A 15578-nucleotide genomic window follows, 5' to 3' on the forward strand; every position below is an offset into this window, starting at 1 on the left:
ATTTGCATACCCGAGATTAGTGATGCTTTTTCATTTTAAGGTAAAGGTTTTCGACCTTCACTCTTGCCCACTCTGTCTTACGTAAAAATTTGAGGCTGGATTTAATGCTCGGGTTATCGTTGAAACAACGGATATTGATGCGCGCACCAAGCTCGTCCCAACCATAGTATTCGACCAGTTCGGTGAGAAGCTTTTCCAGGGTAATGCCGTGTAGTGGATTATTTGCTTGTGTCATAGCTTGTAGCAGATTAATGAAACCAGCGGTAAGTATATCAGCTTCATCCTCGATAGTATTCCTGAAGGGGAGTTAACACTCAGCCAGAGTTCTTCGGTTTCGGTCAAACGGCTTTTAGATAACAAGAAACCACCCTGATAGTATTGTAATTTATTGATCTTGCTAACACTTCTATTCTATATGTAGTGATAGTTTTAGCGATTTGCGTTGTTTCTCTTTACTCTCGTTATGATTTTACCGTTTGAGGCGATAGGGATGTCAGAGAAAAAAACACTTCAGTTACTACAGTTGTTCTTTCGCGAGACAGACAGAGCGAGATTATTAGATACTGATGCACTACCTGATTTAGATGAAGATCAGCATCAGAATATTAATCAGTGGCTGGAAAATAAACGAAATTTCACTCTTGATGAGATCGCTTGTCAACACTGGATAAAAACCTGTAGTGCCGGTTACATCACTGAATTAATATTGCATGCCGACGGTACATTAGAAGAATTCTCCTTGTTCAATCGAATGAAAACCCAAGGCCACTGGTCTTTAGTCGACGGTGTGATTGAGATTGAAATTAGCAAAGGGGATAACCGATACCACTGCGCGGTTATCGCGAATAAAATCGTTAACATTCACTCTGCTATTGAGTACAAAAATGGTGAATTGCATTCATATTTGAAGTTGATCCAAACATGTCCGGTTTGAGAGAAATAGTAAAGTCATCTTTCATTGGCATGAATCAGCAAAATGCGTACACTGGAATTATGCATAAAAAATGAATAGCTAGTAACAAGTGATGCTTTTTGAAACCCAATCGGCGAGCACTAAACCCGTGGAAAAATAGCCTGTGGAAACAACGATGAATAAAATTAACACTGTTGCCGTTGTCGGCGGTACTCATGGCAATGAATTTAGTGGCATTTATTTGCTACGAAAGTGGAAAAAAAATGCTCAGCTAATTTCTCGTAGCAGCTTTGCTACACAAACGGTTTTTGCTAACCCGAAAGCGCATGAAGAAAACCAACGTTATATTGATTGCGACTTGAATCGTCAGTTTTTATCAGCCGACCTGGATGCTCAGGATCTTGCCAATTATGAGCAAAGCAGAGCGAAAGCGATAAACAATCAGCTTGGCCCGAAAGGCAATGCTAAAACCGATTTCATCATCGATCTTCATAACACCACCAGTAATATGGGGCCTTCTCTTATTTTGCTGCAGTCAGATGACTTTAATCTAAAAATGGGCGCCTATGTGAAGTCGCGTATGCCATCTGCTGTTGTGGTTTTCGAAGATCAAGTGCCCGTTGAAGAGCATTTTTTCCTCAGTTCAATCTCTCCCCATGGCGTGATTGTCGAAATAGGTCCGCAACCTCAATCGGTGATCCGTCAGGATGTGCTGGATTGGATGGAAGAAATGACCCGTCATATTCTGGACTATATCGAGCTGCATAATACCAATGCGTTGCCACGACTTCCTGCCAGTTATGAAGCATTCAGATATACCGAGACGCTGAAATTACCGGAAGATGAAAACGGCGAGCGTGCCGGTATGGTACATAAAAATATTCAGGATGCTGACTTCAAACCCCTGCATTCAGGTGACCCGATCTTTACGTTGTTTGATGGCACAGAAGTTTGCTGGGAAGGTGATTATGAAGCTTATCCGCATTTCATTAATGAAGCGGCATACTATGATAACAACCTGGCGATGTCGCTAGGTAAGAAACTGCTCATAGAGCTTTGACCGACTGAATCATCGTTATATAAAAATCAAAAATATCAGGCCCCTACTATGGGGCCTGATTTCCAAGTACTTGATCCGTATAGACGCCATTCTGTCGAAAACCTTCCCTGATCATCGTTTATTACGCATCTCTATACCCAAGTACCCTCAAGATACTCGTTTCAGCGAGAATTTGCAGGCGCTAAGGTCAGGCGCTGATCTGAGATATTCTGATGTTGACTTATTTTATTATGAAACAGTGTGAACGATGTTTTTTTAATTATTACAAAATGTAATAATACATCGTTCTTTTAGTCGTTACTTAAGCCATAAGTATTATTATCATGAAATATTTAGTTCCAGTAGTATTTTTATCTGCTCTGATGGTTGGCTGCGGCGGGGGAGGTTCCTCATCTGACTCATCTCAAAGCCAGTATAGCCAACGGGCCTCCTCCAAAACGCAACTCAGCGTTGATGCGGCAGATCTGCAAGAGCTTCAGAACGTAAAGTATGCATCGAATGATGGCACTGCGTTCAGTACACCAGAAAACTTTCAGAAGTAAGGAATAATAATGAAAAAAATGCTTCTTTGTGCAGCGTCAATGCTTGTTGCACATCAGGTTTCTGCCGCTCCTGCTCTTCAGGGCTACTATCAGGCGAAAGAGCTGATCACTTATACGGCGAATAAAATTCAGCAGAATAAAGCTGAGTACTTCATGCTCGATTATGCTCTTACACAACCAGCACAGTATCAGGCTCAGTTTGTCGCATATAATGATGCCTTAGGGTATTTCCAAGCTAAAAATAGCGGCGTGAATGGGGATCTGTTCAAGCGCATCGTGCAAAAGGTGAACCCTGAAGGCTTACGTGATCAGTATGTTTGTCGAGTTGATGTGGCTGGTGTGAAGCTGGCTTATGTCGCGAAAAGGGATGAAGGCTGTAGCAGTAACTACGATAATAAACCGATGGCGATAAGCCAAAAGGGAACTAAAGTCACCTTCTTCCGCCGTTGGGATTTCGATCCAACTCAGTCTCATTTTGACATTCAAAGTTATGATAACAACGTCGCGGCGAAAACGGAGATCCTTACCCTCGATTATGTCCTGAAATTTGAAGGCCGATGGATTGGTAGCTCAGTTCGCGTGATAAAAGGCCAGACAATACTGGATTCAGGGGCCACAAAACCGACTTATGATGTTGCTAACTACCAGTATTCAGGTCCACGTTCGGGGATCATTACCGGTGGTGAAAGTTTGCTGTACAGCGAGGCCCCTTATTTCATTACTGATGATACAGAAGATACTGCAGCAGATGATTCAGCCAACCATGTTGCGAAAACCGTATTCAATACTTTTGGTGTGATGGATGGTAAGTATCGAGGCCGTAACGTAAACACTGATCGTCCTGTTTATTGGGTTAACCGTGATTACGTAAGTCAATATACCCTGGAAAATACCAACAAAGCCTATTTTGACTCTGATCCGCAAAACTTTGTAATTGAAACATCTCTGACAGGGCCTTCAGATAGCTGGGTATGGGTCGATGAGACTGTGTGGGATCCAGAGAAAGGCACCGATCAGGCTAGCGGTGGTGATTGGGTAAGCCATGCTTTCAATAACACCCATAACCTTACCGGTGAGAGTCCAACCTTCTGCATGATTGAAGATATTGCCAAAGGTCGTCCTGTTACTGGTTACTTTACTGAAGACGGTAAAGGTATGTGGGTACCTTCGATGAATAATTGCAAAGAAGTCGATTCGGGATATGTACCAAAAATCTACACCCATTTCACCAATGGAAACGGCGAGAAAGTCGCTGTGAGCTCTTTACGTCAAAGTGCACAGGATATCATTCATGTTCGTACGCAACATCCTCAAGGTGAAAAAGATCTACTTACCTTAGATGATGTGAAAGCCATGAAGTCATCACCACGTTATCAGCAAATTAAAGCTGATCTTAGCCAGCGTTTTGATTGGGCTAAACCTTACGATATTCTAAAATAAACGACCTTCGCGAGAGAGTATTGAAAAACGACAGTGTATGAATCGCTGTCGTTTTTTTTTGGATTGTGGTGTTACAGTAATTAAGTCTACACTTTGATTAAGTATCCAGGAATAAGGATATTCGGATGAAGTATTTAATTTCATTGATTGTAGCGGTGTTTTTGTTCTCAATGCTTAAGAGCCTGCTCGGTTTTTATTTCGACATTTTCTCAGAGCCATTTAATGAGATAAGAATCATATCAAGCCTGGTAATCTTTTTTGTCATTTACTCTTTGGTGGGGTGGATAATCGATAAAATCATCTACTAGATAACCTCAAAAATTATGAGTTTTTTCACCTGGTTGGAAAGGTGATGTTCTGGCCGCTCCCCTAACCGTATTTATTTCTCACATAGCTTTCGTAGAGCGATTTAAGCCATCATTGTATGGTGATTTATGACCTGAAATACGGAGAATACTAACAGACGGAAAGATAATTACATGACACATGCAAGAGTCATAGCTTTAACCTCGATAGCTATGGTTGCCTTTGCCGGCAACTCATTACTGTGCCGTGTTGCCTTATTACAAACCAATATTGATGCTGCCAGCTTCACCACAATTCGCTTGATCGCTGGTGCGCTGACACTCTGGCTGGTGGCAAGTTATGCGCGTGGTACGGTTAAAGGTGAGGGGAACTGGCTTTCTGCTTTTTCACTGTTTGCTTACGCTGCCGGATTCTCCTTTGCCTATGTGAGTCTGCCTACCGGAACGGGTGCATTGCTGTTGTTCGGTGCCGTCCAAGCCACCATGATAGGGCATGGTATCTGGGCGGGAGAACGTCTGCAGAACCGGCAATGGCTTGGCCTGATTTTCGCGCTGGCTGGGCTGATCGGTCTATTGCTTCCGGGGTTGTCTGCACCACCACTTATTGGTTCAATTTTGATGTTAGCCGCGGGTGTTTCATGGGGGATCTATTCTTTACGTGGTCGAGGGGCAGGGGATCCCATACGGGTTACTGCCGGAAACTTTCTGAGAGCGGTGCCTGTCGCCCTTCTTATGAGTTTCATGACATTGAACTATACATCTATTGATGCAAGCGGGATCTGGTATGCCATTGCATCCGGTGCTTTCGCGTCAGGCATTGGTTATGCCATCTGGTACTCTGTCTTACCCGCACTAAAAGCAACCAATGCGGCAACTATTCAGTTAAGTGTTCCGGTGATTGCCGCAATCGGTGGCATCCTGTTTCTTGGTGAGTCTTTGTCATTACGCTTAGTGCTGGCATCGGTAGCAATTCTTGGCGGGATTGCGCTGGTGTTTTTTTGTAGAGATAAGCGGAAAAACACCAATCCTCATTAATACAGATCCAATCTGTATCGTGATTGTTTAGTGAAATTACAATCACCGCAATTTGTTCTCGTACTTGGCACTACAGTTCAAGATTCTGATTGCGTATACTGCACGGATTGAATTGATACCAACATGGTTGCAGCTAGTATGATTATTTTCACCACTAATTTAGGCGATATCGAGATTGAACTTAATATGGAACGAGCCCCTGTCAGTTCGAAGAACTTTCTAAAGTATTGCCAAGATGGCTTCTATGACGGCACTATTTTTCACCGAGTGATAAAAGGGTTTATGGTACAAGGAGGAGGTTTTACTGAAGATATGCAAGAAAAGCCGACACGTGATTGTATTGCTAATGAAGCTAATCGTGGACTTAAAAACGTCATCGGCACTCTAGCAATGGCGCGCACTGATGCACCACATTCTGCGACTGGACAGTTTTTTATCAACTTGGCTAATAACGACTTTCTTGATCATACAGCAACCACCAACGCAGGTTGGGGTTATGCGGTATTTGGCAAGGTCAGCGCAGGTATGGATGTGGTTAATAAAATGGCTAAAGTTAAAACGACCTCAAAATACGGCCATGATGATGTACCGTGTGAAGCAATCATTGTAGAAAAAGTGATTATTAAATAATTTGATGTACCAGTGCCACTTTTTTGGAGTGGCACTATAAGCAACTACTCAAATGGGCTAAGGTCAATACCTTCTATTTCGCTCACTTCTCGAATTGTCGGATATAGAGCAAGCCTCTTTAAGTAAGCCCCCAAGTTTGGATATGACAAAGGTGACTTTTTGATATCTAGCGACCACTTAGCAAGCATGAATAAGAAAAAGTCACATGCTGATATATCATCACCAAGTAGGTACTTTTTACCAATTAACGCCTGATCTAACACTAATAAAGCATCGGCAATTCGTTCATCTTGTGCTTCGATAATACTTGGAATTGAGCTTTCATCCACTGTATGTTTGTGAGGGTAGTACCGAACCATTAGTTCAGCTTGTAGAGTATTATTCAAATACGTTAGCCACTGGAAGAATTGTGGTCTTTCTTTACTACCCAATGCTGGAATTAGCCCCTTGTCAGGATGCTGTTCACAAATGTGAATACAAATAGCAGGGCTTTCAAAGATTATGGAATCTCCATCGATCAAAGTAGGAATTCTACCAGCAGGATTCAGCTTTAAATATTCTGCTGATTTTTGATAATTTGATTTTCGATCAACAAGTAATAACTCAAAATCTAACTTCATCTCATGAAGCAAAAAATGAGGAGCAAGGCTTGCATTATTAGGGTAATAATAAAGTTTGTACAAATGAAATTCCTTTTGATGTTGTTAACTTGTTGCTTATAATACCAGCCTTAAGGTGTGCCCCGCTGAACCAGCAAAGCGGAGCGAACCTCATACCAAATCCGCCGAGTGTAACGGATCACATGGTGCTTTTTGTTATGTTGCCGTACTAACCATGACTAAACATAGCATACTTTACATTGGCTTAGACACGTACAAGAAGAGGACGCGCTTGTTAATCGACTCTCAGTCGACCGTTAACGCGGCCGATAGGATTCGCTTTAGCGCTTGACGCCCGAAGGCTCATATGTGTTATATGCATCGTCATAACTAACTATGACATCATGACTCTTAAGCCGAATATTGTGAATAGACCACCGGTAATATAATCAACTAGGCTTGATACTCGGCTATATGCACTTTTCGCTGAGTTATGCGAAAAAATCGCAGCCAACACAAGATGCCAACTTAATGTAATTGATGACATTATTAACATAATAGTCAACATCAACCCCACACTAATATCTTGAGGCATCGAGACACTGAATAAACTAACTACAAAAAATCCTGTTTTAGGATTTAAAATACTGGTGATAAATGCAGAAAAAAAGACCTTTCGTTTTGATGGATATACTGTTTGATGAACTTCTGTAGTATTTGCCATATTTCTATCTTTTCGTGCTCGATAAATCTGACGCACGCCTAAATAAAATAAATAACTTCCACCGAAAATCTTCATTACCCACAACAACTGAGGGAAATGATAAAACAGAATAACCAGGCCTGAACCCCCAAATAACGCCCATAACAATATGGCTGAACTGACACCAAAGGCAGAAAACATTGCAAGATTGCGATCATAATGCAGTGCGGTGTTAATGGTAAACAACACATTAGCTCCCGGTGTAATAACCGCTAATATCCAGATAAGAACAACATGAAAAACAACCAATAAATAATCCATAGCTCATTGTCCTAAAGTGTCATCGAAAGCCCTAAAAAATATATAATGCCTACAATAAGGTGTGCCAACACTGAACTAGCCAAGCGCACCAAAAATGCCGAGTAAACGCATCACCTTGATTGTCTTGTGTACGCCCAGCATGGGCATGAACTAATGAGGTGAAAGTCCTCTGTAGGAAAATCACCGTCTAATAACCTATTGATTATTAGATGTTAACTACTAGCAAATGGCAAGGGCTTTTCCGCGAGGAACGGTCTGAAGGAAGCCGCTAGCAAAACTACGGCTGATGAACAAGAACATCGTCTGAGCACATGGGCATAATACGGATTTGGCTATAGCTTCGACAATGGCTATAATCCGATAATTAATACCATGCAAGTCATTAATATAATACATAAAGATTATCATTGTAACGTTAAGTGATGTTTATAGGGTTATACCCAAACCACTTCAAGATGCTGTGTTCAGCGAGAATTCAGTGGCTTTTAGGCAAGGCAGCCATATGAGCGAATAGTGGTTCTATTTGAAGTATGGCTAACACAGTATAAAAGCCACTGAAACTCGCCCCTTGGGAGCTTCTCTGGAAACTCACTTCCGCACAAAATGTGTTTGAAAGGGGATGCCATTCCTACACACATTTCGCTTGAATTGAATTCCCAGAGGAAGCTCTGAATCATGCATCTTGAAGTAGTTTGGGTATAGATATTAAGCCTCACAAGGATTTAAAATGAAATCACTTCTAGTTTTGTTAAGCCTAAGCTCTCTGCTCGCAAGCTCTGCCTTGGCTGCCCAAAACAACATTGTTATTGAGTACCAGACAACGAAAGGTCAAGAAGATAAGTCAGTACAGCAATTGATAGAGCAAAGTGGCGTCAACGAAACTTTAGTAGAACTATCCAATGCGCACTTTGCGTTTAATGAGACTCTGACCATTCGGTATGGCGGTGAAGAAGGGCCAATGTACGATCCCGAAACTCATACTGTTCATGTTCCTTACTCTTTTGTGGCTGAATCTCTGCAATATTTTAAGAAAAATGACTACCAAAATGAATTTGGTAAAGAACCACAACTCGGTGCCATTGACACTTTCCTTCATACCTTACTCCATGAAGCTGGCCACGCCTTAGTCGCCGACCAGAATATTCCGGTATTGGGTAAAGAAGAGGATGCGGTTGATAATTTCGCCACTCTAATGATGATTAACTACGTAGAAGAAGGTGATGATGCCGCCATTAGTGCCGCTGACATGTTCGCTTTTGAATCGGAAAACAGGCCCGATTACTACGACTTTGGTGAGTATATTGATGAACATAGCTTTGATCTTCAAAGATACTTCTCTACCCTTTGTTTAGTTTACGGAAGCGATCCAGAGAAACATCAAAAGCTACTTGATGAAGTAGAAAAAGACTATCTCTCTGAACGTAAAGATTTTTGTATAGATAACTTTCAGCAACTGGATCATAGCTGGCATCAGTACCTTTCGTCCAAGAATTAGAGAGGGTTAACTAAATACCCCCCACTTTGAAAGTGGCTTATTCATTGGAGATATTCAATTTGGGCGGTTGTTAGTAAAACATGGAATTTCCGCTCCAATGAGTAGTGTTAGTGTCTGCTTAGGTAATGTCGTTGTAGAACTCTTTTTTGGCAGTACAAAACATGCGTATCTCAAGAAACCATACAATGAGTAGACACTTCAGTGAAATTTGTGTCGAAGATGAAATTACATTTGCTGCATGTAATTATAATGAGTTGAAACAAGGAGCTGTTTGTCTGAGCCGTACAGATTAGTTTTCCATATAAAAATCAAACAAATGCTGCTTGAGATCATATTATTATTTATGAGAACTGATGATTATGGGCGATATATTACATATGCCATATAACGATAGTTACCATGAAGACGGAAGATCTCATTTTATTTACCACGGTTGCTGAATATAAAAGCCAGAGTGCAGCTGCCCGTGCTTTAGGTATTCCGGTATCAAAAGTAAGTCGCCATATCGCCCAGTTAGAGCAACACCTTGGCACCCGTTTGCTGGAACGAACCACCCGCAGTCTGTCACTGACCGACGCCGGTATTGAATTATTGGAGAGAAGTAAAAAAATTCTGGCCGAAGTGGAAGCTCTGGAAATGAGTGTCGGTCAATTACAGGCCCAGCCTCAAGGTATTGTTACTGTTGCGGCCCCGCTGGATTTTATCATTCATGCCTGTAGTAAGGCGCTTCCCCTGCTTTATCAGCGTTATCCTGCTTTACGGCTTAAGTTTATCTCTTATCAAAGCCGCCAAAATCCAATGGATGTTCAGGCTGATCTGGTGCTTTATATTAATCATGGTACTCCGCCAGATTGCTCAATGGTTGGTCATAAACTGGCAGAAATCAAACGCAGCTTCATTGCCAGTCCGGATTTTGTAGCCCAGGCTCCCGAGCTTATCCACCCCAAGCAGCTTAATCAGTATCCTTGTCTGCTAACGGCGAAAGGGTTTCAGCCCGCCAACATGTGGTTATGGAGCCATAACAATAGCTCTCACAGTGTTGAGGTTAACGGGCCGTTTGAATCTGAAAGCGTTGAACTTTGTATCGCTGGTGCCACTAACTCTCAGGGTGTTGCCTGGGTACCTCCGGTTATGTGTCTGGAACATCTCAAGGCAGGCCGTTTACAACTTCTGTTTGATGGCCAATATAGTTCTAATGTTAATTTGTGGGGGCTTTATTCCAGCCGCCACTATTTACCGCATCGCGTACGTGTCGTACTCGATTTCTTCCAGCAGCAGTTCTCACAGATACAACAAGAAATTGAATCGATTCAATAATTAGTAAGGGTCTGTTTATCTTTCAACATCATTGCTGCAATGTTGAAAGATAAACAGACCCTAACCACTACTTTTGCATTTTTTAGAAAAGTCCTTCCCAAATACAAGCGTACCCCCAAAGAGGTAAGGGTAATAAAGTGCACCCAATATCTGTCGTTATTTAGCTTTAGAATCAATGACTAATTGCAAGGGTGAATATGAGCGAACAAGACAAGCAAGGCGTCGATGAAAAACGTCGCCAGCTGTTAAAACTAAGCGCGGGAACTGTCGCCGGTGTCGGTGTTGTTGCCGGGGCCGGAAGCTGGATCAAGCACCGGGTGGAAGGGGTTGAACAAGACGGGTTTCCGGTAGAAGTTTCACCGGATTATCGTTCTATGGATCAACGCGATGTCCTTCTTACTTTTGCCACCAGCCAGGCATTGGCCAAGCAGCATCCCAACCGCAACCTGAATTTTAGTGAAGAGACCGGCGGCCCGATTGTGGCCGGAGAAAAACCGTTTAACTTCCAGAAGCACTGTATCAATTTCCTGACCGCACCGGAACGAGCTGATAACGATAAGGTGGGTTACACCCAGCTCGATTATGCCCTTGAGGTCGCATGCTGGGATGGTATGAATAATCTGGCGCCGATGCAGGCTTTCGGCGTACCGAATAGCGGAACGCTGGGCTGGGATCAGTCAGATGTCGCTCCCGAAAAATACCCGTTTAAAGATTCAGTTGAGATGGTCAGCGCGATTAAAACCGCCGCTAAGACTTTCGGTGCAGCCAGAGTCGGGATCTGCCGTCGTGACAAGCGCTGGGACTATGATCCGCTCTACAATTCAATAACAGAAGAAACCCTGACCTGGGAAAAGGATTTTCCGTTCGAGCCGAAAACCGTGATCGTGATGCTGGTGGACATGGATTATGAGGCGATGGCAACGGCGCCGATGATCCCGGCATCTGCAACGGCGGCCATGGGTTATAGCTACAATACACTTCAGGCCGGCTCTATGGCCAAGTTTCTTAGAGGGGTTGGTTATCAGGCGGTTGGGTCTGGTAATGATATGGGTAACTCTGTTGCCTATGCTATCGCTGCCGGGCTGGGTGAAGGAGCACGTAACGGTACACTCATTGCGCCGAACCTTGGTCCGCGCGTGCGTATCTCTAAGGTTTATACCGATCTCGAGCTGGATGATGCCGCTTACGACAAGCCACGCGATTTCGGCATTATGACGTTCTGTGAAAACTGTAAACGTTGTGCTGAATCCTGTCCGTCCCAAGCGATCAGCATGGACGATAAACCTTCCATGGGGCCAACCTATCCGGGCGGTGACGATCCTGAATACAACTGGCAAGGCGTATCGGGAATGCGCAAATTCTATAGCGATTCCAAAAAGTGTTTCAAGTTCTGGTCTGATAACGGCGGCGATTGCGGTATCTGTATTTCAGCCTGTCCCTGGAACAAACCAGACTTCTGGCACCACAGATTGATCGACGCTTCTAACACCTTTACCGGCGGTGCCGTGCACACCATGATGAAGCAGGCAGATATTCTGTTCGGTTACGGTAACGTCAATGATGAAAAGTCGGTGATCAAATTCTGGCGCAGCGGTATTGATGGCGATTTCACCTAAGGAAGAGAATTATGATTGGATTAATGTGGTATTTGATGGGTATGGCCACCACTGCAGCTTTATGGGGTTACGTGTATCTACACCGCAACTACCAGCTCGACCTGAAAGCCAATTTAGGCTTATTAAGCGCATTCGGGTTCAGCTGGATCTGTATTGGCTGGTCCTGGGCATCTTTTGCTGAAGGCGAGCCTCAGTCGGGCGCAATGGGGCTACTAAACTTTGGCCTGCCTGCCTTGATTATTGCAGTTTATACCTGGCGCAAGCTTATTCAACCTGCAATTAAATCGTAAAAACCGTCAGGCGGTTCCAGGTACTAAAGCCAGGAACCGCTTTATCCCCGAGTTATAACTCTTTTCCTATCTGCCCATTAAACGCACATCAGCTCTCTATAATAAACACGCCTAGTCGCAATTATTGCATTTTTTAGGAAAGTCCTTCCCAAATACAAGCGTACTCCAAAAGGGGGGAGAAGAATAAAATTCAGCATCTGTCGTTTTTTGGTTTTCGAATCAATGACTAAATGCAAGAGTGAATATGAGCGAACAAGACAAACAAGTTGTCGATGAAAAACGTCGCCAGCTATTAAAATTAAGTGCCGGAACTATCGCCGGTGTCGGTGTTGTTGCCGGGGCTGGAAGCTGGGTAAAACACAAGGTAGAAGGTGTTGAGCAGGATGAGTTTCCGGTAGAGGTTTCACAGGACTATCGTCCTATGGATCAACGAGATGTCATTCTTACTTTTGCCACCAGTCCGGCTTTAGCAGAGCAATATAGTTACCGTAATCATAGTTTCAGTAATGACACCGGTGGTCCTATAGTTGCAGGGGAAAAACCGTTTAACTTCCAGCAGCATTTTGTCAATTACTGGACGGCACATACACGTGCCGATAATGACAAAGTGGGCTACACCCAGCTCGATTATGCCCTTGAAGGAGCATGCTGGGAAGTCATGAATCAGTTGGCTCCTATGCAGGCTGCCGGGGTACCTGATAGCGGTATTCTGAGCTGGGATCAGTCAGATGTCGTTCCCCACAAATATCCGTTCAAAGACTCTGTTGAAATGGTCAGCGCGATTAAAACGGCAGCCAAAACATTTGGTGCAGCCCGAGTCGGGATCTGTCGTCGAGACAAGCGCTGGGATTATGATCCGCTTTATGATGTAAGAAAAGAAGAAACCCTGACCTGGGAGAAAGACTTTCCGTTCGAGCCTAAAACCGTGATTGTTATGCTTATGGATATGGACTATGAGGCCATGGCAACAGCGCCTATGATCCCGGGTTCGGCAACGGCTGCTATGGGTTATAGCTACAATACCATTCAGGCCGGCTCTATGGCCAAGTTCCTTCGTAACCTCGGATACCAGGCTGTCGGGTCAGGTAATGATCTCGGCAACTCTGTTGCCTATGCCATTGCTGCCGGGCTGGGTGAAGGGGCACGTAACGGTACTCTGATTGCGCCGACCCTCGGCCCGCGTGTACGTATTTCTAAGGTTTATACCGATCTCGAGCTGGATGATGCTGCTTACGACAAACCGCGTGATTTCGGCATCATGTCTTTCTGTGAGAATTGTAAGCGTTGTGCCGAATCCTGTCCGTCAGGTGCTATCAGCATGGATGATAAGCCATCCATGGGACCGACTTACCCTGGCCATGATAATCCCGAATACAACTGGCACGGCCAGCCGGGAATGCGCAAGTTCTATAACGACTCTAAAAAGTGTTTCAAGTTCTGGTCTGATAACGGCGGCGACTGCGGTGCCTGTATTGCCGCTTGCCCTTGGAATAAACCTGACTTCTGGCACCACAGACTGATTGACGCTTCCAACACCTTTACCGGCGGTGCGGTGCATACCATGATGAAGCAGGCGGACATTCTGTTCGGCTACGGCAACATCAATGATGAAGAAGCCGTTATCAAATTCTGGCGCAGCGGTATTGACGGCGATTTCACCTAAGGAAGAGACTTATGATTGGATTAATGTGGTATTTGATGGGCATGGCCACCACCGCGGCCTTATGGGGCTACGTGCATCTGCGACGTAACTACCAGCTCGATCTTAAAGCCAACTTAGGCTTATTAAGTGCATTCGGGTTCAGCTGGATCTGTATCGGTTGGTCGTGGGCATCTTTTGCTGAAGGTGAGCCTCAGTCAGGCGCGATGGGGCTGCTTAACTTTGGTCTGCCAGCCTTAATTATTGCTGTTTACACCTGGCGCAAGCTTATTCAGCCAGCAATAAAATCGTAACAAGACAGTCCGGAGGTTTCCTGGTTTTACAGCCAGGGACCGCTTTTTTTATTTTGGAGAAATATATGTCTCAGGGACTCTCACAGTCTCGTCGGCGGCCTCGGACAAAAACGAAAGGTCTGCCCTGGTTGCATGTTTTCAGCTGGGCGTCACTGGCTGCCGCGTTTGTTATTGGTCTGATCTGGCAGCAACCTAATTACCCGCAGTTATTACAGCAAGCTTTCCCCCATGATGAAATTTCGCGAATAGCGGATGCCCAAGGTGAACAGTACCAGTTGAAGCAGGGCGACGTTACTCGCTATCTCAGTCTGGGACAATCTCAAGGTTACGGTGGCCCGATGTTATTGGCTGTTGAAACCAATGAGAAGGGACGCATCACAAGCACTATATTGCTTGAGCACAAAGAAACCCCGGGGTATATCAACCGATTCCGTCAGGGGCGGTTTTACCGCCAGTTTGATAACCAGCTGCTGAACAAAGACTATCAGCTTGGTCTCGATATCGACGGGCTCAGCGGGGCAACCCTTTCCTCTCAGGGCCTGACGTCTGGTATTCGCGAGGCTGCCCACAATGCCGCCGTTCGTTATTCGTTACCGCAAAAGTGGCAACGGCCCGAATTTAATGTCGGTTACAAAGAGCTGCTGGCCGTATTGTTATTTGTTGCTGCACTCATTGTTAAAAAGGTGCCGCTGCAATGGCAAAAACGCTATAACCAGCTGCTGGCAATCAGCTCGGTTATTTTGATCGGTTATTGGCTTAATAGTGCCCTCTCTATCACCATGATAGGGTCATTGCTGCTGGGCTATATTCCGTCGCCTCAGCAACATCTGTTGTGGTATATCATGTTGACAGGCTCACTGGGCTCAATCTTGTTTTTAGGCCGGAATGTCTACTGCACCCAGCTTTGCCCGTTCCACCAGATCCAGCGTTGGTTACATCAACTCAGCGGCCTCAACCTGCAGCTTTATCCATGGTTGAAACAGCACATGAAATTGTGGACCAATACGCTGCTCTGGCTGTCGCTGATGCTGATTTTTTTGTCTCGTACCCCAGCCATTGGTTCTTACGAACCTTTCTCAATGCTGTTTTCACTCGAAGGGGTAGGTATTCAGTGGTACATATTGCCATTAAGTATTTTCGGCGCTTTTGTCGTCAACGATTTCTGGTGCCGGATGCTCTGTCCGTTGGGACGTTTCTTAACTTACAGTGTTGAGATGCGGGCCAAAGCCCTGAAACAAATCCGCAAAGGAAAACAAATAGCCATTAAGGATGTATCCCATGAGCATAAACCCGCAGACAAGCCCAAAAAAAGAGAGCCGGCGGCCGACACGATCCGCTAAGCGAAGTGGCAGAAATGAG

General features: G+C 44.4%; 16 protein-coding genes. 13 read left to right on the plus strand and 3 right to left on the minus strand.

The annotated features are described in order from the left end of the window. Positions 1–16: 16 nt before the first annotated feature. Complete coding sequence (locus L4D76_RS04330) at positions 17–235, minus strand: VF530 family protein (RefSeq protein ID WP_428439708.1); 219 nt, start codon at positions 233–235, stop codon at positions 17–19. A gap of 255 nt (positions 236–490) precedes the next feature. Here L4D76_RS04330 and L4D76_RS04335 point away from each other — a divergent pair, with 255 nt between their 5' ends. From L4D76_RS04335 to L4D76_RS04360, 6 genes are all read left to right on the plus strand, one after another. After that, positions 491–934 carry a hypothetical protein gene (locus L4D76_RS04335; protein ID WP_428439709.1) on the plus strand — a complete coding sequence of 148 codons (444 nt, stop codon included), beginning with the start codon at positions 491–493 and terminating at the stop codon, positions 932–934. A 154-nt stretch (positions 935–1088) separates the two neighbouring features. Next, a complete protein-coding gene (locus tag L4D76_RS04340; RefSeq protein WP_428439710.1) occupies positions 1089–1973 on the plus strand; it encodes an aspartoacylase in 885 nt (294 codons plus the stop codon). 323 nt (positions 1974–2296) lie between these two features. Continuing rightward, the gene (locus L4D76_RS04345) at positions 2297–2515 is read left to right on the plus strand and encodes a hypothetical protein (protein WP_428439711.1); all 219 of its coding nucleotides are present in this window, start codon (positions 2297–2299) and stop codon (positions 2513–2515) included. Between the two features lie 9 nt (positions 2516–2524). Then, entirely contained in the window at positions 2525–3955 is a 1431-nt protein-coding gene (locus L4D76_RS04350; RefSeq protein ID WP_428439712.1) for a discoidin/SUN/FTP domain-containing protein, read from the plus strand. Between the two features lie 479 nt (positions 3956–4434). Continuing rightward, complete coding sequence (locus L4D76_RS04355; protein WP_428439713.1) at positions 4435–5295, plus strand: DMT family transporter; 861 nt, start codon at positions 4435–4437, stop codon at positions 5293–5295. A gap of 138 nt (positions 5296–5433) precedes the next feature. Beyond that, positions 5434–5925: a peptidylprolyl isomerase gene (locus tag L4D76_RS04360; protein WP_428439787.1), complete on the plus strand. Its 492-nt coding sequence runs from the start codon at positions 5434–5436 to the stop codon at positions 5923–5925. A gap of 44 nt (positions 5926–5969) precedes the next feature. Here the strand turns inward: L4D76_RS04360 and L4D76_RS04365 are convergent, their stop codons facing one another. After that, positions 5970–6608: a glutathione S-transferase family protein gene (locus L4D76_RS04365; protein ID WP_428439714.1), complete on the minus strand. Its 639-nt coding sequence runs from the start codon at positions 6606–6608 to the stop codon at positions 5970–5972. Positions 6609–6918: 310 nt separating this feature from the next. Further along, positions 6919–7548, minus strand: a complete 630-nt coding sequence (locus L4D76_RS04370) for a LysE family translocator (RefSeq protein ID WP_428439715.1) — start codon at positions 7546–7548, stop codon at positions 6919–6921. A gap of 727 nt (positions 7549–8275) precedes the next feature. On the opposite strand from L4D76_RS04370, the gene L4D76_RS04375 reads away from it, so the two are divergent. From L4D76_RS04375 to L4D76_RS04405, 7 genes are all read left to right on the plus strand, one after another. Further along, positions 8276–9043, plus strand: a complete 768-nt coding sequence (locus tag L4D76_RS04375) for a DUF4344 domain-containing metallopeptidase (protein WP_428439716.1) — start codon at positions 8276–8278, stop codon at positions 9041–9043. Positions 9044–9442: 399 nt separating this feature from the next. After that, the gene (locus L4D76_RS04380) at positions 9443–10360 is read left to right on the plus strand and encodes a LysR family transcriptional regulator (RefSeq protein ID WP_428439717.1); all 918 of its coding nucleotides are present in this window, start codon (positions 9443–9445) and stop codon (positions 10358–10360) included. Between the two features lie 197 nt (positions 10361–10557). Continuing rightward, positions 10558–11976, plus strand: coding sequence for a reductive dehalogenase (locus tag L4D76_RS04385; RefSeq protein WP_428439718.1), 1419 nt, complete (start codon positions 10558–10560; stop codon positions 11974–11976). A gap of 11 nt (positions 11977–11987) precedes the next feature. Then, positions 11988–12266: a tetrachloroethene dehalogenase gene (locus tag L4D76_RS04390; RefSeq protein ID WP_428439719.1), complete on the plus strand. Its 279-nt coding sequence runs from the start codon at positions 11988–11990 to the stop codon at positions 12264–12266. Between the two features lie 244 nt (positions 12267–12510). Further along, the gene (locus L4D76_RS04395; protein WP_428439720.1) at positions 12511–13929 is read left to right on the plus strand and encodes a reductive dehalogenase; all 1419 of its coding nucleotides are present in this window, start codon (positions 12511–12513) and stop codon (positions 13927–13929) included. 11 nt (positions 13930–13940) lie between these two features. Further along, positions 13941–14219 (plus strand): tetrachloroethene dehalogenase, encoded by a 279-nt coding sequence (locus L4D76_RS04400; protein WP_428439721.1) that lies wholly within the window; start codon positions 13941–13943, stop codon positions 14217–14219. Between the two features lie 65 nt (positions 14220–14284). Then, the gene (locus L4D76_RS04405) at positions 14285–15559 is read left to right on the plus strand and encodes an FMN-binding protein (RefSeq protein ID WP_428439722.1); all 1275 of its coding nucleotides are present in this window, start codon (positions 14285–14287) and stop codon (positions 15557–15559) included. The last annotated feature ends 19 nt before the right edge of the window (positions 15560–15578 follow it).

Source organism: Photobacterium sagamiensis (assembly GCF_050337085.1).
GTDB lineage: Bacteria > Pseudomonadota > Gammaproteobacteria > Enterobacterales > Vibrionaceae > Photobacterium > Photobacterium sagamiensis.

Bases quoted from the DNA above. Each gene is read 5' to 3' on its own strand.
- L4D76_RS04330 (WP_428439708.1), bottom strand. From the start codon at position 235: ATGACACAAGCAAATAATCCACTACACGGCATTACCCTGGAAAAGCTT.
- L4D76_RS04335 (WP_428439709.1), top strand. From the start codon at position 491: ATGTCAGAGAAAAAAACACTTCAGTTACTACAGTTGTTCTTTCGCGAG.
- L4D76_RS04340 (WP_428439710.1), top strand. From the start codon at position 1,089: ATGAATAAAATTAACACTGTTGCCGTTGTCGGCGGTACTCATGGCAAT.
- L4D76_RS04345 (WP_428439711.1), top strand. From the start codon at position 2,297: ATGAAATATTTAGTTCCAGTAGTATTTTTATCTGCTCTGATGGTTGGC.
- L4D76_RS04350 (WP_428439712.1), top strand. From the start codon at position 2,525: ATGAAAAAAATGCTTCTTTGTGCAGCGTCAATGCTTGTTGCACATCAG.
- L4D76_RS04355 (WP_428439713.1), top strand. From the start codon at position 4,435: ATGACACATGCAAGAGTCATAGCTTTAACCTCGATAGCTATGGTTGCC.
- L4D76_RS04360 (WP_428439787.1), top strand. From the start codon at position 5,434: ATGATTATTTTCACCACTAATTTAGGCGATATCGAGATTGAACTTAAT.
- L4D76_RS04370 (WP_428439715.1), bottom strand. From the start codon at position 7,548: ATGGATTATTTATTGGTTGTTTTTCATGTTGTTCTTATCTGGATATTA.
- L4D76_RS04375 (WP_428439716.1), top strand. From the start codon at position 8,276: ATGAAATCACTTCTAGTTTTGTTAAGCCTAAGCTCTCTGCTCGCAAGC.
- L4D76_RS04380 (WP_428439717.1), top strand. From the start codon at position 9,443: ATGAAGACGGAAGATCTCATTTTATTTACCACGGTTGCTGAATATAAA.
- L4D76_RS04385 (WP_428439718.1), top strand. From the start codon at position 10,558: ATGAGCGAACAAGACAAGCAAGGCGTCGATGAAAAACGTCGCCAGCTG.
- L4D76_RS04390 (WP_428439719.1), top strand. From the start codon at position 11,988: ATGATTGGATTAATGTGGTATTTGATGGGTATGGCCACCACTGCAGCT.
- L4D76_RS04395 (WP_428439720.1), top strand. From the start codon at position 12,511: ATGAGCGAACAAGACAAACAAGTTGTCGATGAAAAACGTCGCCAGCTA.
- L4D76_RS04400 (WP_428439721.1), top strand. From the start codon at position 13,941: ATGATTGGATTAATGTGGTATTTGATGGGCATGGCCACCACCGCGGCC.
- L4D76_RS04405 (WP_428439722.1), top strand. From the start codon at position 14,285: ATGTCTCAGGGACTCTCACAGTCTCGTCGGCGGCCTCGGACAAAAACG.